This is a genomic window from Wolbachia endosymbiont (group A) of Sturmia bella (genome assembly GCF_964030905.1).
Classification (GTDB): domain Bacteria; phylum Pseudomonadota; class Alphaproteobacteria; order Rickettsiales; family Anaplasmataceae; genus Wolbachia; species Wolbachia pipientis.
On record NZ_OZ034988.1, the window covers coordinates 1,116,630 to 1,140,992 of the forward strand.

Genomic DNA, 24,363 nt, shown 5'->3' on the forward strand with positions numbered 1-24,363 from the left:
GGTATTATAAAACCAGTATAAAACAAATGTCAACTTAAATTAATGAATAAAAAAATGTAGTTATGAAATAAAAGTTGGCTGCTTTCTTTCTTGAAAATAGTGTTCGGCTTTAATCAAATCCTCCTTATTATTTACTCCCATTGCTTCTCTTTCATCAGAAACTACATAACCTACACTCAAGTTATTGGTTGCTGCAATCGGCACTATATCATTAAGACAATATTCATTGGTCGAATTATTGAATTTTATTTCTTTTACTAAGGTAAAGAGATCTTTAGCATATAAAGCCATTATTCCAGAGTTTGCAAGAAGCATTTTATCTCCATTTTTTAGGATTTTTTGAACATTTCCGTAATTATCAATTACTAATCTTCCATATTGTTCATCTTGACTATTGAATCCAAGAAGAACTAAATTATTATACTTTAAACAATCAGTCATTTTCATAACTGTATCGCTAGATATAAAAGGAGTGTCTCCATACTGTATTAAAACTATGTCTTGTTCAGATAACTCCTCCAGATTTTCTAGAGCAATTTTAACTGCAGTGCCAGTACCTGTAATATTTTCTTGAATTATCAATTTTATATTATATTTATCAATTATATCTTTTAAGGTACTAAATCTTTCTAACTCCTTTAGAAAAGGCTTGTTAATGACAATTGATAGACTTTTTAAACTCAGCGGTTTTGCATTGTGAATTATATGCTCTAAAAGAGTAAAATTTCCTACTAGGTGTAGTGTTTTTGAGTACTGTGAATTCATTCTACTGCTCTTTCCTGCTGCTAATATTATCAAAATGTTACTCATACATGACTTAGGGATTGATTAGATAGTAAGTTAATTTATAATTAATAAGATGTAAAGCCCACTATAATTTTCTAAATGATCTAGATCTTGGCACCCTCATTAGAGTTTCATTTAAGAGAGCTATAACTTCAAACTCTTTACTCTATTTTCTACGCTGACATCTTGTAAACTCTGATCTGGACTTTTTAATATTTCTAATAATCTACTTGCAAGGTTTAAGTGTTTATTGATTACTGCAACCTGGACTAATGACTTGCCTTGATCATCACGAGCATTTGTTACAGCTACGCGCTCATCGGGTTTTATTGCTTTCAGCTTACTGATAATTTCAACATTACCATTTTTTGCATTCTCAAACAGCTCTTCTACTAATTTCAATAGGTTAGTAATATTTTGGTCTCGAGAAAGATCAAGTGGTGCTTTACCTTCTTTATTCTTGATGTTATAAATTGCACCATGTTTTAATAAAGATTTTACAACTTCCAAGGAGCCACCTTTAGCTGCAACATGAAGTGATGTAGTACCACTAGAAGTAGTTTTAGCATTAACAAAGTCATTTAATTTATCACGACTGATATGTTGTAACAGAACCTCAACAATTTCTTTGTAACATTTGGAAGTAGCAGTGTGTAATGGTGTATTACCTTTATTAGTAACTTGACTAACATTAGCTCCATTTGTTAGTAAGATGTTTACAATATCTATGTGTCCATTGCTAACAGCGTAATGCAACGGTGTTCTTCCATCAATATCTTTATCGTTGGCATCAGCTCCATCTTTTAACAGACGCTGAACAGTTCGTATATCACCTTTACTAGCAGCAATGTTGATATCTTTCTGCAGATGCTGGAGAACCTCTGATGCTTCGCTACCCTCAAGCTTAAATCTAAAATTAATCATCTCTATCTTTTTTAAAATATCTAAAACACTCGGATGACTTGGTCCAAAAACAGCTTTTCTTTGATCAAAACTTTCTCTGTAGACTTTAAGTGCGCTGATCCATTTCCCTTGAGCAAAAAGTACATTTGCTATGTTGTATTGAGTATTCAAGGTTTCTGGGTGATTTTGTTGTAAAGCTTTTTTCTGGATATTTAAAACCTCTTGAAAAGCTTTCAAGGCTTCATGATATTTATTTTGATTGAAGAGTACCCCAGCAATGTTATGTAACGTTCTCAAGGTATCAGCATGATTAATACCTAAAATTATTTTCTTCTTTTCAAAAACCTCTTTATAGATTTTTAAGGACTCTTCGTATTTACCTTGGTTAGCTAGTACCATTGCTATATTATTTTTGGCACTCACAGTGGCTAGATCATGTGTACCTAGTGTTTCTTTCCTCTTTTCAAAAACTGCCCTATTGATATTTAACGCTTCTTCATATTTTCCCTGTTTATCTAATACTAATGCCATGTGAAACTGAGTATTTAAGGTATCTGAATGATTTGACCCTAGTATTTCCTTTTGTCTCTGATAGACTTCTTGATAAATATTAAAAGCTTCTTCATCTTTCCCCTGTCTATGCAGCACTAAAGCGATTGTACTTCTTGTACTTAAAGTATCCTTATCGTTTAAACCCAGCATTTCTTTTTGTTTCTGAAAAATCTCTTCAAGCATATTTAAAGCTTCTTGGTAAATTCCTTGCTTATATAGCACTTTGGCTATATATGTCTGAATATCTAAAGTACCAGGATTGTCTGGTCCTAGTATTTCTTTTCTTCTTTCAAATGCGCTTCTGAAAATACTTAAGGCTTTTTGGTAATTGCCTTGATTCAAGAGCACTAAAGCTGTATCAATCTGAGCAGATACGTCACTTTGCAATATCTGCTTCAACTGCTCGACTTTTGAAAAGTTACTATGTACTGCAGCAACTACTAACGTTTTGTTCTCTCTATTACGAGCACTCATCACTGCTTTTACTGTATCAATATCCTTTATCTTATTTAGGTCATTAATAACTTGAGCATTACCTTCTTTAACCTTTTTAAATGATTCACTGACTAGTTTAAATAAGCTAGTTATACTTTTATCCACAGTAAAATCTGATGGTGTTTTCCCACTGTCAGAGACAGCATTGTATACTGCACCATTAGACAATAGGGCCTTTACAACTTTTAAGTGAGAGAACTTAGCAGCATAATGCAGAGGAGTAAACCCCTTGTTACCAACCACATTAGGATTAGCTTTATTTTGTAATAGAATATTGACAACTCCATCATAGCCCTTCCATGCAGCATAATATAATGGTGTTACACTATCAGCATTTTTGGCATTAACAAACGCTCCTGCTTTAATGTAATTCTCAACCTCTGAAGAGCTATTACGTTTTACAGCCTCAAATAATTTCTCAGTTGATGCTAATAGATTGATAACGTCTTTATCGTTAGTCATTTCTAATGGTCTTCTACAAAGCTTGTCAACAGCGTTATAAACTGCACCATTTTTTAATAAAACTTCAATAACGTCTTTATAACCAAAATTAGCAGCAATATGCATAGGAGTTAAGCCATTAGTATCTTTAGCATTAACGTCAGCACCTTGTGCTATCAAATACTTTACAACTTCTAACCGACCTTTCATTGCAGCATAGTGTAGTAATGTCTGGTTAGCTGTACCAAGCTCATTAATACTCAACCCCTTGCTAAGGAAAAACTCTACGGTATCTTTATAACCTTCTCTAGCTGCAATGTGTATAGGCTTTGATCCAGAGGCATTTTTAGCATTAATATTAGACCCTTCATCTACTAGACATTTTACCATTTCCAAGTTACTTTCCTGTGAAGCAATGTGCAGTATAGTCCAATCATCATTGCCTTTAGCATTCATATCTACTTTTTTATACTGCAGTAACATTTTAACCACTTGCAAATGACCATGTGCAACTGCTAATTCTAAAGGTGTTCTGCTCTTATTATCCTTAACATTAACTTTTGCTCGATTACTTAATAGGACTTCAACAACATTAACATGGCCGTGTCCTGCAGCTATATGTAGTGGAGTACCTTCAACATTTACAAAGTTAACATTAGCCTTGTTTGCTATCAAAACTTCAGCAACTTCTTCATGGCCTTCTTGTGCCGCAAGATATAATGGTGTTATACTATTAATAGTCATAGCATCAACATTGGCTCCCCTTTCTATCAGAGCATTTACTATCCCCTTATGTCCTCTTTTAGCAGCCAAATGTAATAGTGTAGCATCTTCAGGACCTTTTATATCAATATGGGCCTTGTTTTTTAGCAAAATCTCTACAATATCCCTATAACCAGCGAGTACTGCTAATGATAAAGGTTCACCACCTTCTGCATTAACACTAGCTCCATTTTCTACAAGAACTTCAACGATCTCCTTATGATTATGCTTAATAGCAGAAAGCAATGGTGTTAGGTTGTTACTCTTAACATTAACACTGGCTCTATTTGCTACCAAAATTCCAACGATTTCCTTATGACCTCCTTCCACAGCTACATGTAATGGTGTACTACCTGCAATACCTTCTGTGTTAACTTTAGCTTTATTTTTTATTAAAAGATTCACAATATCTTTGTGACCTCCCACAATAGCTGCATGTAAAGGTGTAAGACCATAATTAGCACTAGTATTGACTTCAGCTTTACTTTTGATTAGAAAAGCAATAGCGTCTTTATGTCCACTTAGAGCAGCTACATGCAATGGCGTTATGCCATCATTAGTTCTAGCATCAACTTCAGCTTTATTTTTTATTAGAAGATCAATAATATCTTTGCTACCATTCATCGCAGCTGCATGTAACGGTGTACTACCCTTAATGTCTTGAGCTCTAACTTCAGCTTTATTTCTTATTAGGAGTTCAATAATATCTTTGTGACCTTTCAGAGCAGCTACATGTAATGGTGTTAGATTATTATTGGCTTTATCATTGATTTCTACTCCATTTTTTATTAAAAGCTCAGCAACTGCCTTATGACCACTCTCTGCTGCATAGTGTAATGGCGTAGCATTATTTTTATCTTTAGCGCGAATGTTAACCCCATGCTCGAGAAGAGCAACAACTATCTTCAAGTGGCCACTCTGCACTGCAAAATGTAGTGGGGTTATACCTTCCACAGTGGCAATACTAGCATTTGCCTTATTTGTCAGTAAAGCCTTAACAATTTTCTCATGTCCATCTTTTGCTGCGTAGTGCAAAGGTGTGTTATTATAGGTTTTGTCAACAACATTAACATTAGCTCCATGCTTCAATAAAATATTAGCTATCTTTTCATGACCGTTTTCTATTGCATAGTGTAATGGTGTACAACCATCTATAACTCTGGAGTTAACATCGGCTCCTTTGAGAATTAAAGCATTCACTACTTCTAGGTGGCCATTTAGTGCTGCTGTATGTAATGGTATTCCCTCCTTATCGTTTCTTGCATTAACATTTGCCTCATTTTTCAGTAAAAAATTAACTAGCCCTAGATAACCACTTTCTGCAGCTATATGTAGTGAAGTAAAGCCACCCATAGTTTCGTTGATGTCAACATTCGCTTCTTTTTCCAGCATAATCTTAGCAACATCAATATGATTGTTTTTTATTGCATAGTGTAAAGGTGAAAAACCAGCTATATCTTTGGTATTAGTATTAGCATTATTTTTTAGTAGAATTTCAACAGCATCTTTGTGACCATTTTTAGCTGCAATATGTAGTGATGTTTTGCCACTATTATCTAGATCATCAACATATACACCTGTTTTTCCTATAAAAAATTCCACAATATTTTTCCTTCCATATGCAGCAGCAATATGTAGTGGGCTTTGACCATTAATATCTTTAACATTAACGTCTAAGTTTTGATTAAGAACAAATTTTATAATTTCAAGACTAGGTCCCTTAGCAGCAAAATGTAATGTAGTCCATGAGTTAATACTTCTAGCATTGATGTCTGCTCCTTTTTTGAGATAACTCTTTAAGTCTTCAAGATTTCCTTCTTCCAACGCAGCAAACATTTTTTCCTGATTAGTAATAGTGATAAGGTTTTGATCGTATTTATCTTTCAGCTTGGAAGGATCATCTTTTACCGACTTGCCAATTTTCTTCTTACTTTTTATTACATTTTCTGAAATAAGTTTTTTAGCGTTCAAGATAACTGCTATTGAGGGATCAGATAACAATACATCAACTAAGGTATTATCGTGTGCTAAATGATTACGCAAACATTTTCCAGTTAATAAAGGAGTGTTATCATCTAAAAAAAGTAGATTGTTTTCTAGATGCTTCTCTGATCTACCTAAAATTGACATTATATCCAGAACAAGCATTTCTACTACTGCTTGCAACTTTTTATTCCTCTTGTAGGAAGGAAGCTTTTCAGTTAACTTGCCACTTAATGCGTTATTCCTCAAAATACTTTTCAGTTCAGATAACTTCAGTTCAAGCTGGTTATTGTATTTTTCTTCTGTTATGTTGTAAGCCTTCCTTTGTTTATGTATAGGAATAAACGAACCTTTCTCATTCAACTTGTTTCTTAATTCCTCAATCCATTTAAGGTCACCTGTTCCAAGTTCAGCAATGTAAAAAATCTCACAAGTTAATCTATTTACTTTATCAAGGTTGTCATCCTGTATTCTTGACCTAACACTATGAGAAATTTTCATTGATAGTTCGGCTATTTCTTTAAGATTGTGAGACTCTATTTGGGAAGGAATATTCTCTAGTGTTTTATTAGCAAAGAATTTTATTCCTCTAATAACATTATGGTCAATCTTATTGTCATTCAAACCAACATCTAAGCTCTTTAATGATATAAACGCCGTAACATAATCAGTTCTGATATTTTTTGATTTAGTTTTTGCAAAATTGATTATGTTATCAATTTTATTAAACAGCTCCTTTTCATAATTCGTCTTTTCAGTTATATTATTGCTTAATTCTTTTATGAGTTTTTCAAGCTTATCATGTTCCATCACTTTAAAACTCTCTGTAATCATTTCATCTAATTCAACGTTACTAAATATTCCAGCAACTTCTTTTATCTCGTCTAAGTTTTCACTACTGGTAATTTTCTTTAGCAACATTATGACTATTTTAATCTTGTTATTGTAAAGAATATCAGTAATTACATTATCGATTCTTTTAGTATCATTTTGAACACCAATAAAAAAGTTAACATCTGTATTTTCCTCAATCTCTGTTCTTTTAGAGAGCGAGTAAGCATGTGACAGTGAATTACGTAAATCTATAATGACTTCTCTTGTGTTCTTTGGTAATGATAGTAGAAGAAGCTCGCTTGTAGTGCTAGATAACTTGGGAGATTCTAGAGTGTTTTTTAAATATTCACCAATAACCTGTAAAACCCTTGTAATAATTAACTGTCCTTCCCTTTCTTTAGGATTAGCTGATAATGCCAACTTTATATAATCACTTATTTTCTCTAAAGAATGAATATCCCTAATTTGTTGATAATCGCTATACAACTCTCCAAATTGAGGATAATTGCTAACGATCTCTGCAACAACCCTCTCACGTTTTAACTTCGGGAGATCAGCAAATTTACCAATGTCCACACCTTCTATAATATCTTTTTCTTCTTTAAGTTTCTTTGCAAAATTTTCCAAGTGGTCTAGTATTTTACTTTTATTCAATGTGGCATTATAGAATAGATTCATTTCCTGTCGTTTTATGTGAGAAGAAACAAAACTGATCAAACAAAATTCCATTTCTTCCCAAGGTAGTCTATCGTAGGTTGATTTCAACTGCCGCTTTAATATATGAATATTTTGTGCAATAAATTTTGCTATGAATAAAAACTTTTCATCTACTTTTTCTGTGTTTGAATACTCTGCCTTTAACAGGCTAATATTTTGAAGTACTAACTCAATCCGCTCTCTGATGTTATTAAGATAACTCTTCACATTCTGATCTTGTCCAGAAGCACTAGAGAAAAAACGGAGGTTTATCAACTTATTTTCAACAAAAATTTCTATCTCTTCTGACAAGAATACGTTCTTTAGTTTTAATTCCTCATAAGATCGTGAAAGAATTTCATCTAATTCCCTGAAATGAACAGCAAAATAATTGCCTGGCCATTTATTAATGAGTGTATCAAGAAGTTCAACATTACCTGAACGTATAGCATAATAAAACGCATTATGGCATGTTTCATCCTCATCATCTGGTAATATAGTAGTTTCTCTGATGCCAACAGATAAATTACTGAGAATTTTACTATTATTGCCAAGTAGGTATTCTAAAATCTTTACCTTATTGTGTTTACAAGCTAAGATAACTAAGTTAGTACTCTTAACAGGATTGTTAGCATTATCATAATAGTCTCTCAAAGTTACTTGATCTTCTGCATCACTTATGTAATCAATAAAATTGCTTAATTTTTTTAAGCTGTCGACATTACCATCTGATATTGCCTCTTCAAGTTCAGTTAAAACCAGGAGATAAAGTTCTTCAGCTTTTGCTTTTCTGCGGTAGAGCTTTTTATATTCTCTAATAAACTCCTCTTTTGATGTGTAAGAACGTGATAAAAACTGTTTATCTTCTTGATAAAAACTGGTTTGTTGTTTAGGTACATGCATAAACCCTCTCTGAGATATATTTACACCAGTATTAGAATAGCAAAGTTTACTTAATATGGCAAAAATTAAAATAGCATCTTTTGTTAATAAAATATTTTTGAGAGAATATCTACTAATCCTGCAATTTCAGGACGAAAAGCCTTCACAACATTTGATTTTAGGTGTGGGAAATGTGTTGGTTGTTTAAATTTTTAGTAACACCTACTAATAATAACCCGTTTGAAAACAACAAAGAGAAATGATGATCAACTTACATAAAAAAGCACTAAGTTTAGTGTTTTGGCATTATAGCAATCTCTTATGTATCACCTCTCTGGAACCATACGACTAATTGTTGTTCATAAAAAACTCTAGTACTGACAAAAAATGTATTTATTCTAATCTTGCACGTTTGGTATCATTACTTATAGAAGTTTCATAAAGTCTTGTACCAGGCTCTACGAGATTATTTAAGGAACTTAAAGATTGAAAAGTACGTTTATTGGAATCATCAAACGCTACTATAAAGTTTAACAAGTTATCATTAGATAGATGTTCAGTTATATTATATGTAGAATCATGATCCAGAATAATTTTCTTTTCTTTGGCATCTTGATCTGCCACATCTAATTTAGTATAAAATTGTATCTTACTTAACTTATTTAACAAATCTGCTCTTTCTAAAAAAGGTTTTACCTTATCTAATATGATATCATTATATATAGGATAGCGTATGGAATAATCAATTTTTGCTAGTCTTACAGATAATTGATTATTATATAGTACATGTATGTTGAAGTTATTTGTAACAAATTCATATAGTGGAAGGCTATCTTTTATTTCATCTGTTTTCATTTGAAGAATTTCACAAACACAGTCATCTAGATAACTTGATAATTTACTGTAATTACTGCATCCTTTATAAGGAGATAAGTCAATAATTTTTCCGTAATCCTTATTGAAGTTCCTTACTAAAGTAAATTTAATCAACAATTTAGCGCATGCTAGATCACTTACAGCGTTATCTAAAGATGTGGAACAATTATCATAAAGCCGTCGTTCACGATTTCTTATATTAATATCAGCTCCATATTCTAATAGTTCTTTAACTACTTCCAGATTTTTACCACTTTTTTTTACAGCATGGTTCAGTGCAGTATTGCCTTTACGGTTTGTTGCATTTACATCAGCACCATGTTTCAGAAGTTCTCTAACTAATTCTAATTCCTTCCCCAGTGTTATAGCAGAATGTAGTGGAGTTTCACTATACATGTTTCTTGAATTGACTTCAGCACCACCTAACAAAAGCTCTTTAGTAATTTCTACACTACTAGTAGTATGAAGTAACGTATCTCTATTCCTTTCTACTCTAAGGTTAGCATTAGCACCTGCAGACAAAAGAGCTTTAACTTTTTCTAAGTTTCGTTCATAGACTGCTTTTTCTAATTCTTTGTTAATATTATTATTTAGCATATTTTTAAAATCCTCCTAAATTTCACTATTTTGTAACAAAATTTTTGTATATTTTCTAGATCTTGTCACCCTCATTAGAGTTTCATTTAAGAGAGCTATAACTTTAAACTCTTTACTCGATTTTCTACGCTGACATCTTGTAAACTCTGATCTGGACTTTTTAATATTTCTAATAATCTACTTGCAAGGTTTGAGTGTTTATTGATTACTGCAACCTGGACTAATGACTTGCCTTGATCATCACGAGCATTTGTTACAGCTACGCGCTCATCAGGTTTTATTGCTTTCAGCTTACTGATAATTTCAACATTACCATTTTTTGCATTCTCAAACAGCTCTTCTACTAATTTCAATAGGTTAGTAATATTCTGGTCTCGAGAAAGATCAAGTGGTATTTTACCTTCCTTATTCTTGATGTTATAAATTGCACCATGTTTCAACAAAGACTTTACAGCTTCAAAAAAGCTATTTTCAGTAGCAACATGCAACGATGCAGTGCCTTTAACTATTGTTTTAGCATTAATAAAATCACTCAATTTATTGTGGCTTACACGTTGTAACAAAGCTTCAATAATTTCTTTATGACCTTTGGAAGCAGCAGTGTGTAATGGTGTATTACCCTTGTTAGTAACTTGAGTAGCATCAGCTCCATTTGCTAGCAAGATATTTACAACTTTTATGTGCCCATTATTAACAGCATAATGTAATGGCGTTCTTCCATCCACGTTCTTCGAATCAATGATTGCTCCATCTCTAATGGAACTCTCAATTCCTAAATAATTATTATCTTCTATAGCCTTAAATAACTTCTCAACCAATTTTAGTAATTTTATTACTTCTGGGTTTCCTCTTCTTTCCGCAAAGTGTAATGGTAAAACATATCTACCTCCTTCAGCTCTAGCATTAAAGTATGCTCCGCTCATAAGTAGAGACCTAACTATATCTAAATTACCAATTTGTGCCCCTAAGTGTAAAGGCGTAGCATTTTTATCCATTTTTGCATTAACATCCGCTCCATTTATAATAAGAGTTTTAACTACCTTAGGATGACCATATTGAGCTGCAAGATGTAGGGCTGTGCCTTTATTTTGATTTTCTTTTACATTTACATCAGCACCATGTTTCAATAGAACGGTTGCTATCTGATCATAACCTTTTTCTGCTGCAAAATGTAAAGGAGTCCAATTTGTGTGATCTAAAGCATTAATATCTGCTTCCTTTTCTAAGAGCAATTCAACCACCTCTAAATGATCATGGTCTACTGCAAAGTGTAGAGGTGTAGTACTTTTAACTGTTTTAGCATTAATGTCTGCTCCTTTATCAAGCAAAGATTTAGCAACTTCTAAATTACCATCATATGCTGCACAATGTAGAGGAGTCCAACTTCTGTTATCTAGAGCATTAATATCTGCTCCATTTTCAATCAAGAAATTCATTATTTCCAAGCGATTATGTTCTGCTGCCAAATGTAGAGCTCTTCTACCATCATCCATCTTTGCATTTATATTTGCTCCTTTTGCAATTAAGCTCTCTACTATTTTTAAAGAAAAACCATTATATGCTGCATTATGTAAAGGAGTCCAATTCTGATCATCCACGGTGTTAATGTTTGCTCCATTTTTAATTAAAAAATCACTCACCTCGAAATGACTTTGCTGAATTGCTAGATGCAAAGGTGTAAAACCTTCGTTTTTTTTAGCATTAACATTGGCTTTTTTCTCTATTAGTAGCTTCACTACTTCTAAGTGACCATTCTGAGATCCTATATGTAAAGCTGTGGAATTATCGTGGCCTTTAGCATTAACATCAATTCCCTTTACGAGAAGAAGAGACTTAACTACTCCAAAGTGATTACGTTCTGCTGCTAAATGTAGAGGTGTAAGATTCTCATAATCCTTAGCATTAACATTAGATTTTGCTTTTAGTAAAATGTCTACTAACTCTAAAAAGCCATTTTGAGACGCTAAATGTAGAGGTGTAATCTTATCATCTGTTTTTGCATTAACGTTTGCTCCCGCTTCAAGCAGAACTTTAACTATATCTAACCTACCAGTTTGTGTTCCCAGATGTAAGGGTGTAATGTTTGCATCAACTTTACGATTACCTATGCCTGAAGATCCAGCGTTAATATTAGACCCTTGTGAAATAAGAGCTTTAACTACTTCGAGGTTACCATTTTGTACTGCAGAATGCAAAGGTCTTGCTCGATCATTATTTACAGCATTAACATCTAATCCCTTTTCAATAAAAACATTTACTATATCTAGATGACCATTCTCTGCTGCTAGGTGTAAAGGTGTATTAAGTTTATCTGTTTTAGTACTAAGATCTGCTCCATTTGCAATCAAGGTGTTGACTATATCTAAATATCCTTGCTGGGATGCAAAACTTAAAGGTGTAAAGCCTAGAATGGCCCTATGGTTTACATCTGCTCCATGAGCAATAAGAAAGTTAACCATCTCTAAGCGATTTTTTGCAATTGCAAAATACAGTGGCGTAAAGCCATCGTACTTAATCTCTGAGTTAATATCTAAACCCTCTCCTAATAAAGTGTTGACTAAATCCAACTGACCATTTCCTGCTGCTAAATGTAGTGGTGTAAGACTAAGATGTTTCTGAGTTTCATAATTTTCATTTAAAAACTCTACAAAAAATTGTAGCTGATCCAGATTATTAGATATTCTATTAGTAAACATAAAGGCCTCGCATGAAGAATTTATGTAAAATATAGTATCTACAAGTTTTTAAGCAAGATAAATCTTCTTCTTAAAAAAGATACTGTAATCCAATCTGTGTGCTTATAACTTTTTTATTTGATCATGAGTGATCAGCTGTCTCAGCTGCAATAGAGACACCTTTCTTAAGTAGTTACATCAAATTTCTCTGTTTTTTGCCCTTTTTTTTCGCTGATGATGATGTCTTCATTCTTCTCAGTAGCCAACATTCTTTTTAAAGTATAATCGTTACGTGCACCAAAGCATTAATAATTATACACAATTGTGAAGAAATATTCAATCTTTTTATTGTTTTGAATGTGTTGATGAAAAAAACGTCTGTCAGAGATCATCTGAGAATTGCATTTTAGGCTTTAGATGTAGAAGGGGTCTTATCGTCTTTTTATCAATACTCTAAAAATAGGCTTAAATCGCCAAGAGATGGATATCATGAATTTAGTAGCGTAAAAACATCAAAGATACCTCATATCATAAAGTTTAATGTCAACATTTGGTAGCAACATTCCCGATTTACAAAGCAGAGTCAATAAAGGTTGCAAATAATCTACGTATGTTGGACGTTTCTGTTGATGCTATTTCTAAAATAACAGATTTATCTATTGAGGAACTTGAAAATCACGCTTCCAAAACTTAACCTGAATTAAAAGCAACATTAGTTTACTGATTTCTATACAATATATTAAAATATCAACAAAGGTGATTACATAATTAATTATCTGCATTGCTGAATGAAATTCTTGTGCTTCTGTATTCAATATATAATATTAAAAAAATATTTTAGTAAATTTATTAAAGTAGATACTAGAAACTCGCTTATTTCGTTTTTCTAGCTCAGTTATAGTTTTGGATTTTGCTTGCAGAATTTGTCTATCACTTTCTGGTTATCCTCTATCATTTTACTTGCCTCTTGCTGAAGAAATTTGATATTTTTGAGTGTAATATTGTCCATCTCAGTCGATGCTACTTTCAATTGCGATTGTATTCTTATGTATTTATCATCTATTACTTGTTCTAGTTGATAATCAACGCAATCCAATCCAGAAGCAAACATCACATTCAGTAGTGGCTTGATCCACCCTATTTTGCCAAATCTCCTTGAGTTAGCATACTTTATACTTCTATTTGTTCCACCAGTGCCTATTGATAGCAGTATAATCTCATCATTTGGAAATAACCTTTTACCACTTGCATATGCACAAGCCGCTGGATTATTGGCAAACACTCCGCCATCTATCAACACTCTCTCTGTTTGGCTAATTTTTAGACGTTTTGGTGTGAAGTACGTTGGAGCAGCTGTTGTAGCTCTGAGTGCATCTTTTAACTTAATGTTTTCTTCTTTCCAACTTTTGAAGAAAAATTCACAACTATTGTGAATGTCATAACTGGTGAGCAGTAGATTACTCGCAACATCGGCCATAGTGCTTTCGCCGAAGTATTTGTTGAGAATAAATTCCATATTTTTATATGAGTACTGAGAACCACTCAGCCAAGAAGCGATTGATTTTCTCCAAAGTGATGCTTGAAAGATATATGCTCCATACTCTTGGTAAAGTTCAACCAAATCATTGGCAGAGTATTGAAGTTTATTGCTTTCACAAAGTCCAGCAACAACAATTCCACCGGTTGAGGTTCCTGCCATTAAGTCAAAGATCTGGGAAATTGGCTTTTTTGTCCTAGATTCAATTTCTGCTAGAATAATGGCAGGAATTATTCCTCTAATTCCTCCTCCATCTACAGATAAAATGTACTTTGTCATTTGTTATAGTTATTTTTGTCTCTGCTCAAGCTCGTTAACTTCTTCAGCAAGGTTTTTGACCCTTTCTTCAAGACGATAGATGATTTCTGTAGTCCTTTGATTTTGCTCTATAAATTTATCATGCATATGAACTCTTAAGTCGAGCTTAGCTAGCCACCAGATCAATGCTATTGTTTGTATCACCATAGTAGCAATTACTGCTACAGGGATCTTTCCTGTGTTTGTCATCTTTTTTAAAGGAAAAGTTGTATATATACATATACAAGATTCATCAAAAATACGTCCAAAAAATCTTTTCTAAAATAAAGTTAATTAGTTGCACTAAACAAGCGATGTAAATAATATAATCAACATGAAATCTAGCCTTTTTTGGAAATTGTTAACAAGTTCAATAATACCAATAATATGCGTTATTGTTCTGTATCAGCACTTTAGTACAGACCAATTATCAAAAGATGTGCCAATAAAAAGTAAGGCAAGTGGCAATGATCTGGAAACATTATCTACTGCAGCTGAAAAATGTAATTTAGATACTGTAAGATCCTTAATAAAAAATGTAGTAGATATCAATGCTACTCATCATTTTGGTGCAACATCATTACACTATGCTACAAGCGGAGGCTGTTTAGAAGTCGTAAAATTTCTAATTGAAGAAGGCATTGATGTAAATACTACTGATGCTTTTAGCTGGACAGCTCTGCACTATGCTGCACGAAAAGGACATCTGGAAATTGCTAAATTTCTACTGAAAAATGGAGCAAATCCTTCTGCTAAAAACAAAGATAAAAAAACTCCTTTAGATCTTGCTGTAGAGGAATTAAACAATAATAAAGAAGATATCTATGAGGAAATTATCAATTTACTTTCCAACTATCAATTATTCCCGTAACAATAGTACGATAGCCAAGGTTATCAATTACATGCTCAGCCCTATTTATTATCCAATCACCATAAACTCCTTTGCGAAATCCAGAAAGATTAATCTTTGCTTCAGCAAATAATTCAGGATTTCCTGGCATTGTGACATTGAGTGTTGCTGCATTACTCATCAGCTGATTCAACTTCGCAGATGCTGCACTTTGTGCCAAATCACTACTTGCATAAATATCTCGCAAAATATAGCTTGGTTCTTGATCACCTACTTTTTCCGTTATTGTCTCTGCTTTTTCATAATCATACCAGTAAGCAATAACCGAGCCATATTGATTACGCTCATTAAATTTTACTTTCCAATTTGTAATATCTCTAGGTGTTAAAGTAACAGTGCTTAAAGTTTTTCCGGTAACTGATTTTGCTTTTCCTTTTGAAACAAACAGTAAATATCCTCCTGCAGGTTTTGCTATTGCTCCATAAATTTGAGCAAGCCTGGTTAAAAAATGCATATCGCTCTCTGCAGTTTGATCAATATGTGATATCATGATATTTACAAACTCTGCAGCAATTTTAGCTTGATAGCCATGTTTGTCTGCAATCTTTTTTACCAAATCATTTAAGGTGATTTGATGCCACTCATTAAACACTTGTTCCTTTAATGACTCTTTTAGATCCGCTGCATGACTTTTAATCTTTAGTGATTGTGGCGGGCCTTGTAGCGTAATTTCATTTACTATATAATCTCCCATTGGCACAATGCCAGTTTCCTTATACCCGAGTAAAATATTTAGCTTTGCCCCAGTTCTAGGAATCTCAAATAATGAATCACGGTTATCAAGATGAATTACAGCAGTATCACTTATTACTCCTGCTTCATCAGTAATATGCATTGATACCAATCGACTTTTCACCAATTCAGTGATGGAAATGCCCTCTACTGAAATACTAAAGTCTGGTGTCATTTTAATCCCATAGTTTTACTACTTGCTTTTGTGTCTCTTTTTGAATAACAGGAAGTTTAATGATTAATCCTGCAGGAAGAAGTTCGTACTCTGCAAGCCCAGGATTAGCTCTTAACACAATCTCAACTGCTCCTGAGCTGAATCCATAGTAGTTCCAGCAGATTAAATCTAACATATCGTTTTCTTTAGTTTTGTAGTACATCATCATCAAGTTGTATATTGTCAACGGGATTATTTAGTGATCCGTCTGACAACACATTATCGTAGTGCTTCAAACTTAAGTGAAACTCAATCTTTCTTGGTTCACCATTTGGAAAAAAATATTTCTGCGTTTCTTCTATTTTCACGATAACAAAATGCCCTAAAATATTACCTTGGCCATCAATAAGTAAAAGAGGTTTCGATGAATTTCGCATATTATTTATTTGCTTCAGCCCTCCTGAATAGATTACTCCTGCAAGCTCAACAATGTCCTCTCCAGGACCAATACTTTGAAGCAATGGCTTTTCCCCAATACGCTCAAGTGCAGGCCAGCAATATTCACTTCTGCGTGTAAAGCCTTGCTCAATTAATGAAAATCTATATGGACCAAGAGATAACATAATTTAATTTATATCGTAAAGTGCGCCACTAAATTGCTCTCTAATTCGCTCCATTACTTCATCAGCAATGCTACGTGTATCTTGCCCAGGAGTTGAATGAATATTAATACTGAAGTGATTATTTTGAGTTTTATTCTCTATAGCTTTACTGTGTGCCGCAATGGGGTACTTAAGAGAATCACTTATAACGTTATTTACAGACTTAACTTCTAGTTTAGACTCATTTCTTTTATTCCACAGATTACTGATTGTTCTAAAGGGCTGAGTAATATTATTCCAAAATTTTCCTACCCAATCAGAAAAAGACTTCCATACAATTTTCACTGATTCCCAGATAGTAACAAAAAAGTTCTTTACTGCTTGCCATTTGGTAATTATCAAAGTTGCAGCAACAGCAATACCACCAATAATCAGCCCCATAGGGTTGCTCATCACAGCAATTGTTAATGCTTTAAATCCAGCAATAATTGCTGGAAAAACTGCAGAAAGACCTATTTTTACCAAAGTAATAACAGATCCAAACATTCTCCAAGTAGATAAAAGAGCGAATAAAGAACCTTTTACAAAAGTCCAAGCATAGCCAAGAGATATAGCTGCTATTTTAATGCTAATCAACGCTGTAGTAGTACTCATGATTACTGTAGTCAATACTGGATATTCCTTGGCATAAAGTGCTACCTGTGTAGTTGCTGACCTCAGAAGATTAACAGTAAAATTTAAAGGTGGTAATAATACATAACCAAGATTCATTCCTACTTCTGCTATTGAATTCTTAAGTAGCTGAAGATTATTTGCTGTAGTATTTGCTCTATTTTCAAACTCTCTTTGCATTGAGCCATGATATTCTTCGTTTATTAATCGCAAAGATTTTCTATATTCATCTAGACTACCAGTAAGTAGCGCTATATCATCCTGATATTCAAGACCAAAGAGGTCAAAGAGAACGCTAGAACGTTCTTGCTTATCTAATTTTGCAACTGTTTCTAAAAACTTAAGTAATGTGCCTTGTGCATTCTTGCCAATTGCTTTTTCAAATTCCTTAGCATTTATTTTTAGCTGCTGAAAAGATTTTTGAAAATTGCCACCTTGCTTACTTGCTGTTTGCAACTTACTGAGCATCGCATTAATTGCTGTACCTGCTTTTTCGGGGGTCTTACCAAGACTAATGAAGCTACTTGCTAAAGCTCCCGCTTCTACTGCAGTTAAGCCAAATTGCCTTGCTGTACCACCGATTCTGTTTAATGCAGGAACAATGTCTTTAGCTTTTGCTGCAGTGTTATCAGAGATATGGTTTATTGCATCACCAATACCTTTCATTTCACCAATTTCAATTTGATAAATATTAGAAAGTTTAGCAATAGCGTCTCCTGCTTCTTCTGCTGACATATCAAATGCAGTTGCCATTTTGGCCACAGTGTCTGTAAAAGTCGTAAGATCTTTAGCTTTAATACCAAGTTGACCACCACTTGCAGTAATTTGCGCAAGTTCTGCCGCAGATAGCGGAATTGTACGCGACATTTCCTTTAATGTTTCCCCAAGTTTTGTTAAGCCATTTACATCTGTATCTTCAAACTTTACAACTTTCTTTACATCAGCCATGGCACTCTCAAAACTAATTGCAGCCTTAAGTGGTGCTGCAAGGGTGAGGCCAAGTGCCACGGTATCCATGATTTGAGCTCTAAAATTTGCTCTTTGCGCTAAAACTCCCTTACGTTTTTGCATTACGGAATTTAAAGCTGTATAGCTATTTTTAAGCTTTTCAATAGAAGAGCCAAGTTTAACTTGATCTCCAATAAGAGATTTTATATCTCTACCACTTTTACTGAACTCCGTGCGTAGTAAGTGGAGAGCACTTCTTTTTTGTAAATAAGCTGTTTTAGCTTTCAGTGCTGCAGCTTTAGATCTTGTAAATTCATTTTGTAGTTTCTTACTTGGTGCTTCTGTGTTTTTTATCTGTTTAGCCAGAGATTTTGTCTTTATTTCTAGCTCATCCCAAGAGCGCCGAGCAAGCAGAGCATCACGGCTAAGCTCTTTAAACTTAGACACTGATTTACTTGATGATTCAAGTTGTTTTATCGTACTACCAATACGAGAAAGCTGCTTCGTACTACCTGCTATCGTACTATTAAAACTGCTTTGTAGTGTTGCTCCAATTACTATAGAAATTGCCTTCATTTGTATAATTTTCTGCTACTTTCAAACCACGTAAAAAACTCTTCAATATCCATATCAAGCCACTGATTGATTCCACCACCAACTACTGAGCTAAGCGATAATATGCTCAGCCTCAATTCTTCTGCTGAGACAAAAAACCTTGTAACGCTTCTTGAATTTTGCTGTAGTCTGCAAGATCAAGTTCTTCTACTGCTTCTCTTGAAATACTTGCAAGATTTGCAATCAGTGCTACTTCTTTCTCTGCATCGTTATTACTCATACGTTCAACAGCTAAACGATCTCGTACTTTTGGGCGACGTAGAGTTATCTCTGAAACTAAAATTCCATCGATTTTTATTGGTTCAGTTAATTTAATTTTTTGCATTGTTTTACCCTTTTAGTTAAATTCCTAAGGCTGTACGCATAGAAGTCATTTGATCAACACCATCGATCTTGCGAATCATGTTTTCTGCATCAATTTCAATCAATTCTTTGCCATCAATAGTAAGCTTATAATAGTTGGCAGCTACAGTGCATTTTAGCATTGCTTTTTCAGCAGGTTTCCAGCTACCAAAATCAAGTTCTTTAAAGAGCCCTCTTAAGTTAATCACTACTGATTCTGTATCACTACTTCCCTGCAAACCTCCTCTTAAAGTAAGAGAAACTGCATTATTGTTTATCAATCCGAAAAGTCTAAAGAGCTCAGAGTCATATTCAGCAAAAGTGAGCTCTGCTTCAAGTTTCTCCATTCCCATATCAATATTTATTGGAATATCCATACCACCAGCTCTGTATTCTTCTGTTTTTATGGTAAGCTTTGGTAGCGTAATTTCATCTATTTTCCCTGCATAACCTCTACCATCAACGAATACGTTAAAATTCTTTAAAATCTTCGGTAACATTTTTTCCTCTTTTTTCCCTTTTTACAATATTGTACCACTCACGAGGTGTGACCTAAAAGTAATCTGCTCAGCTGGATATGGCGGTGTAAACTCAAAATCAAAAGACACTTTTCCGCTTGCAATATTTGCCGGTGTATTGAGTTCGGGAGTTGCATAACATTTTCCACTGATAATCGCTCCTTGTGCTTTTAAATTGGCCAAATAAGAATTTACCCCCTCAATCACATCATCTATATAGGTTTTGGTAATATTGCGATCAACTGCCCATAGATGAGCTCGAAGTAAACTATCGTTAATTAAATCTGCAGTACGCCTCACTGATAGAAAAGTCCATTTCGCATCGTTTGAACATGTCCTATTTCCCCAAAGCCTATAGCCATTTTGATGAATTATCGTTGTTACTTCATTTTCATTTAAGTGGTTTGCTCTACAATTTGTATTACCGAGCGTAAAATCAATAGGCCTGCTTGTTCCAATAATACCATTTATCTCTTTATTTGAAGGTGAGTGCCAAAATCCTTGCTCGCTATCTACTTTCGCTATTAAACCAGCTACAAATGAACTTGGAGGCAAAATTTCTTCTTTTCCTTCAATAAATACCTTAACCCATGGATCAACCACGTAAACTCTTGAGCTGCCCACACTTTTTCTCCATTTTATTGCTTCTTCATCATTGGTATTTGGTCCATCTGCTACTATTATGCTTCTCAGCTTTTCTGCTATAGGAACTAATGCTGCAACCGCTGGATTTTTGCCATCTTCTGGTAGTTGGTGAGTAAACTGAGGTGCAATTAGTATTCTAGGTAGCACATGAACTATACTTTCACTGCTGAGAAATGCCTCGATTCCCTGATATTCTCCGGTTTCTTTATCAACACCGCCAATTATATTTTGAATAGTTTCACTTTCTTCAACTCGAATAACTACTACTGTTGCACCAATTTGGGAAAATATTCCGTTTATTGCAGAAGGTAGTGTTCCACTTTTCCCAAGCTTTGCTGCTTCCTTTAAGCTTCCTACTATTAATACTGGACTATTGAGTGGAAATTTTTGCTCATCAGCTTCAGGGGCAGTACCAATTACACCTATCACTGATGATTTAGCTGTACGTACTGTCTTTGCTCCTGAGGTTACCTCAATAACATTTACTCCATGTAAAAATTCTTCAGCCATTTCTTTGCATCTTTTGTTTAAAATTGTTTAGTAAGTCCTCTAGCTCTTCTTCACTTTTGGCTTCTTCAATCTTTCTCTTGGCTAAATCTTCAAGCTCTTCACATTTAATTATTGCTTTTACTGCTTTTTCTGCCTTCTCTTCTATTATTTTTGCCATCTCCACTACTGAAATCCCTCTCACTCTTGCCAGTGGCTCTATAATTGCTGCATCCTTCTCATCTATAGATTCTTGTGTTGTTAAAATGTTCTCCGCGGTTTTTGCTTGAATCTCGTACGACTTAGCCTTTTGATGAGAGTGCCCTGAGAATCTACTAGTAAAGTTATTAAAATGAGTACGAATATTGTCAAATGCACAGAGCTTCGCATTATCCAGTAACTCCTTTTGTATATCTTCTTTAGTACGCTGAGCAATTTCTCCTCCTTCCGTTAGACAATAACTCTTTTGCCATTCAAAATTTTCTGGCGCTTCATACCAATCATTTCCAGCTGGTTTGCTTTTAAGCGTCGTTGTTTCTACTTGTTTGTTATGTTCAAATCTAATATAAATTGGCATTGGTTTTCTCCGTTTTAATTCCAGATTTTGTGGGTGGCATCTAATCCTGGGCATTGCCAAGCCCTGAGAGTCCTTTCCACATCTACTTCAAGTCCTGTAGTCAGAAAATTGCTACGTATGTTATATATTCCCCACTGGATAAATTGACCATAGTTGTATACATAATTTGATGCAAGCATACCTTGACTGACTTGTGTTCTGGAACATAGGTAAGATGATGTGTAAAGTAATATTGCAACTGTTTTTCCTGCTGGAATCTCCACATTACCAGATCCAGCTAATTTGCTATCAGAACTCGTGTATTGGTAAACATTTTTCCATACTATTTTTGAAATACTTGATTTATTAGAATTAGTATTATCTGGTGTTCCCACAAATAATCCTGCACCCCCATACTCCGTACTAGAGTATGATGATCCAACAAATTCTATTGTCTTATTTATGTTCACATTGGTTGTATTTTTTACAAATACTACTCCAAGTGCAGCATATGGGTAATAGTATATCTCATCATAACTACCCGAAAAGCTTTTTGTGCATAACTCTCCGTAAATAAATGTTCCCTTGCTTCCCTCTATAAAACTTAGTTGTCTTGGCCGATAAAAACTAACGTAATCTGTATTGTACGTATGGCTACCTGCTAGTAGTTGTAACATATAGTCAGTTTTTGTTATATCACTACTCCACTTTCCAAGCTCTGTCGTAAAAGTTCCGTGGCCAAAATAATTATTTTTTCTTCCAAGTACACCAAATAAGAAAGGTAATGACCCTGGTTCAACCATATTACGCTTTCTTATTTCATTTATAAGAGACGCTTTTAACTGTTCATCCCGAGTTTTTACCTCATTTATCAGGGATGTTTTTAATTCGAGTTTCTATTTCCCTAATAATTGATGAGCCAGTGGTAACAGCACGAAAATCTTCTACTAAACCTTTAAGACCATCTTTATGACTGTTACTAATGCTATTTATTGCTGCAATATTGGCTTTCTTTCTCGTATCAAGTAGCGATATATGCGAATCTGATGATGCTTTTAAAGTGTTTAAGGAATTATCCCTAAGCTTGTTGATTTCATTAACAGACTCTGTTTTTACTGCAGTTATGGACGATATTGAGTTTGTTTTGTTGCTGTTTATGTCACTTAAGTGTTTTTTTGCACTATCAAGAAGTTCTTTTAACTTACCATCAGTCATTTGCACAATTTCAGAAACCGCACTTTTGTCGACTATTGATTCCAATGCTTTAGCAAGATATGCTAATTGATCTGGTGTACTGTTTGCTACTAAATCCTTAAGTCTTTTTTGTAGTGCATCAATTATTCCTTTTACTTCAGTCATCTGCACAACGTTGGAAATAGCTTTTTTATCTGCTATCAATTCCAGCGATTTTGCAAGATATGCCAGTTGATCAGCTGTGCTACTTACTGCTAAATCCTTTATCCTTTGGTATATTGCTTCTTTCATTCCCAAAAATTCAAAAAAGTTTCAAATCTAAATCGTTCAAAATTACTTTTCAGTTGATTATGTTTATTTTCTCCCTTACTCATATCCTCATCTATTTTCTCTATAGCTTTTCGAATACGTACTACATCTTCCACTGCAATATTTTCTGGATGTGGTAGTGTATATCCTCGTTTGCTTTGGTCATTTGGCATTGATTCAAGTAATAATCACTCGCAAATTTTTGACTTTAGGACGATAAACAACCGTTCCACTTAAAACCAATTTTACCCTCGTCTCATTAGCACTAAAATTTGATAGTACATGAGTTCTCTCCACCCAGCTTTCTCCAATTGGTTTTCCTGATGTTAAATTTACTAATTGCCAATCCACATTTTTTTGCACATATGCTTTAACATCTGCAGTGCCAGGTATCAGCGCATCATATGTTATGGTAATCTTAGTGTTAGCTCCTGCTGTAATACTTCTTGTAACATAATCTCCAGACTCTAAAAGATTACCTAGAACTAGCTGTAACCCTGGATATAGCACTGGACTTTTCTCTCGCCCTCCTTTTAGGCTTGCTTTTACCGTTAATTCCCCATTTATTCTTTCACGCAGTGCAAGCGGCAAATTATCAGACAAAAAATTTTCTTTTCCTTCTTCATCTGTTAAGATAAATTCCACATTGGTATCAAATGCTACTTTTTCGACGTTCGTCAAGACAATTAAATCTGATACATTATTTACAGTAACTTTGCCCAGATCAACAACATGAGAAACTTCACTAAATTTTGCAGCTAGTAGTCGAAACGTTAAATCTAAATTTTGATGTGGAGTCCAGGTGCTTGCATTGCTTGATGACAGTAATACTCCTACTTGATATGGCTGGCTTGTTACCCAACGGCTATTTACTGCATCATATTTGCCAAGTTCTGCTATCTTTACTGCAGTACCAGGATCATCAGTAAGCAGTACTATTGCATACTCCTCTCCTGCATGGCAAAACACTGGTGACCAAGTTATACGTGTTGCTGTGCCATCTATCTTTATATCTTTTGGCTCAATATAGCTTTCAGCAATGACAGTCTGCGAGGGCATTCCCACTGCTGTTTCTCTAATCTGCACAGCAACACGTTTTTTGCCGTTATTTACAAACCATAACTCTAGACCTCCTATGTGTCTGCTCTCATTTAAAGTAAATGTTTGCGCTAAAGGATCAACTCTTCTTGCTGCGATCACTCTTCTTCTTTCCTCTATGGTAATTGTTTTTTTACCAGTATAAGTTGCTTCTCCATAACTGCCTTTATCGCCGTAAAACTGTACTAATTTAGTACCTGCTGGAATGTTTGCTGGCACTTTCACCTTTCCCTTTAATTTTCCCTGGTTGTTCGCTTCCACTTTTT

Annotated in this window: 19 protein-coding genes; 1 reads left to right on the forward strand and 18 read right to left on the reverse strand. The window is 34.2% G+C overall.

Features of this window, described 5'->3' with window-relative positions:
* Positions 1 to 60: 60 nt before the first annotated feature.
* The 6 genes from ACQH3L_RS05260 to ACQH3L_RS05285 all read right to left on the reverse strand — a co-directional run bounded on the left by ACQH3L_RS05260 (position 61) and on the right by ACQH3L_RS05285 (position 14,526).
* Positions 61 to 810 carry an NTP transferase domain-containing protein gene (locus ACQH3L_RS05260; protein WP_425384722.1) on the reverse strand — a complete coding sequence of 250 codons (750 nt, stop codon included), beginning with the start codon at positions 808 to 810 and terminating at the stop codon, positions 61 to 63.
* 120 nt (positions 811 to 930) lie between these two features.
* Positions 931 to 8,355 carry an ankyrin repeat domain-containing protein gene (locus ACQH3L_RS05265; protein ID WP_425384723.1) on the reverse strand — a complete coding sequence of 2,475 codons (7,425 nt, stop codon included), beginning with the start codon at positions 8,353 to 8,355 and terminating at the stop codon, positions 931 to 933.
* A 372-nt stretch (positions 8,356 to 8,727) separates the two neighbouring features.
* A complete protein-coding gene (locus tag ACQH3L_RS05270; protein ID WP_425384724.1) occupies positions 8,728 to 9,807 on the reverse strand; it encodes an ankyrin repeat domain-containing protein in 1,080 nt (359 codons plus the stop codon).
* Between the two features lie 95 nt (positions 9,808 to 9,902).
* Positions 9,903 to 12,503, reverse strand: a complete 2,601-nt coding sequence (locus ACQH3L_RS05275; RefSeq protein ID WP_425384725.1) for an ankyrin repeat domain-containing protein — start codon at positions 12,501 to 12,503, stop codon at positions 9,903 to 9,905.
* A gap of 874 nt (positions 12,504 to 13,377) precedes the next feature.
* A complete protein-coding gene (locus tag ACQH3L_RS05280; RefSeq protein ID WP_007549910.1) occupies positions 13,378 to 14,298 on the reverse strand; it encodes a patatin-like phospholipase family protein in 921 nt (306 codons plus the stop codon).
* 9 nt (positions 14,299 to 14,307) lie between these two features.
* Entirely contained in the window at positions 14,308 to 14,526 is a 219-nt protein-coding gene (locus tag ACQH3L_RS05285; RefSeq protein ID WP_012673232.1) for a hypothetical protein, read from the reverse strand.
* Between the two features lie 124 nt (positions 14,527 to 14,650).
* On the opposite strand from ACQH3L_RS05285, the gene ACQH3L_RS05290 reads away from it, so the two are divergent.
* On the forward strand, positions 14,651 to 15,187 hold the full coding sequence (locus ACQH3L_RS05290) for an ankyrin repeat domain-containing protein (RefSeq protein ID WP_007549904.1): 537 nt from the start codon (positions 14,651 to 14,653) through the stop codon (positions 15,185 to 15,187).
* Here the strand turns inward: ACQH3L_RS05290 and ACQH3L_RS05295 are convergent.
* The 12 genes from ACQH3L_RS05295 to ACQH3L_RS05350 form a co-directional block, all read right to left on the reverse strand.
* Positions 15,153 to 16,133: a phage late control D family protein gene (locus ACQH3L_RS05295; protein ID WP_425384726.1), complete on the reverse strand. Its 981-nt coding sequence runs from the start codon at positions 16,131 to 16,133 to the stop codon at positions 15,153 to 15,155. The genes ACQH3L_RS05290 and ACQH3L_RS05295 overlap by 35 nt on opposite strands.
* A 1-nt stretch (position 16,134) precedes the next feature.
* Positions 16,135 to 16,341 carry a tail protein X gene (locus tag ACQH3L_RS05300; protein ID WP_012673234.1) on the reverse strand — a complete coding sequence of 69 codons (207 nt, stop codon included), beginning with the start codon at positions 16,339 to 16,341 and terminating at the stop codon, positions 16,135 to 16,137.
* Positions 16,319 to 16,735: a phage tail protein gene (locus ACQH3L_RS05305; protein ID WP_425384727.1), complete on the reverse strand. Its 417-nt coding sequence runs from the start codon at positions 16,733 to 16,735 to the stop codon at positions 16,319 to 16,321. The genes ACQH3L_RS05300 and ACQH3L_RS05305 overlap by 23 nt, the downstream gene beginning before the upstream one ends.
* A gap of 3 nt (positions 16,736 to 16,738) precedes the next feature.
* On the reverse strand, positions 16,739 to 18,910 hold the full coding sequence (locus ACQH3L_RS05310; RefSeq protein ID WP_425384728.1) for a phage tail tape measure protein: 2,172 nt from the start codon (positions 18,908 to 18,910) through the stop codon (positions 16,739 to 16,741).
* Between the two features lie 112 nt (positions 18,911 to 19,022).
* Complete coding sequence (locus ACQH3L_RS05315) at positions 19,023 to 19,274, reverse strand: phage tail assembly protein (protein WP_425384729.1); 252 nt, start codon at positions 19,272 to 19,274, stop codon at positions 19,023 to 19,025.
* 16 nt (positions 19,275 to 19,290) lie between these two features.
* Complete coding sequence (locus ACQH3L_RS05320) at positions 19,291 to 19,791, reverse strand: phage major tail tube protein (RefSeq protein WP_007549243.1); 501 nt, start codon at positions 19,789 to 19,791, stop codon at positions 19,291 to 19,293.
* A gap of 21 nt (positions 19,792 to 19,812) precedes the next feature.
* Positions 19,813 to 20,964, reverse strand: coding sequence for a phage tail sheath subtilisin-like domain-containing protein (locus ACQH3L_RS05325; RefSeq protein ID WP_341815460.1), 1,152 nt, complete (start codon positions 20,962 to 20,964; stop codon positions 19,813 to 19,815).
* Positions 20,957 to 21,517: a hypothetical protein gene (locus ACQH3L_RS05330; RefSeq protein ID WP_012673237.1), complete on the reverse strand. Its 561-nt coding sequence runs from the start codon at positions 21,515 to 21,517 to the stop codon at positions 20,957 to 20,959. The genes ACQH3L_RS05325 and ACQH3L_RS05330 overlap by 8 nt, the downstream gene beginning before the upstream one ends.
* A gap of 14 nt (positions 21,518 to 21,531) precedes the next feature.
* The gene (locus ACQH3L_RS05335) at positions 21,532 to 22,299 is read right to left on the reverse strand and encodes a hypothetical protein (RefSeq protein ID WP_425384730.1); all 768 of its coding nucleotides are present in this window, start codon (positions 22,297 to 22,299) and stop codon (positions 21,532 to 21,534) included.
* 61 nt (positions 22,300 to 22,360) lie between these two features.
* Entirely contained in the window at positions 22,361 to 22,981 is a 621-nt protein-coding gene (locus ACQH3L_RS05340) for a hypothetical protein (protein ID WP_425384731.1), read from the reverse strand.
* Positions 22,978 to 23,172: a hypothetical protein gene (locus ACQH3L_RS05345; protein WP_264376309.1), complete on the reverse strand. Its 195-nt coding sequence runs from the start codon at positions 23,170 to 23,172 to the stop codon at positions 22,978 to 22,980. Before ACQH3L_RS05345 ends, ACQH3L_RS05340 begins: the two co-directional genes overlap by 4 nt.
* A gap of 4 nt (positions 23,173 to 23,176) precedes the next feature.
* On the reverse strand, positions 23,177 to 24,358 hold the full coding sequence (locus tag ACQH3L_RS05350; protein ID WP_425384732.1) for a hypothetical protein: 1,182 nt from the start codon (positions 24,356 to 24,358) through the stop codon (positions 23,177 to 23,179).
* Positions 24,359 to 24,363: the final 5 nt, after the last annotated feature.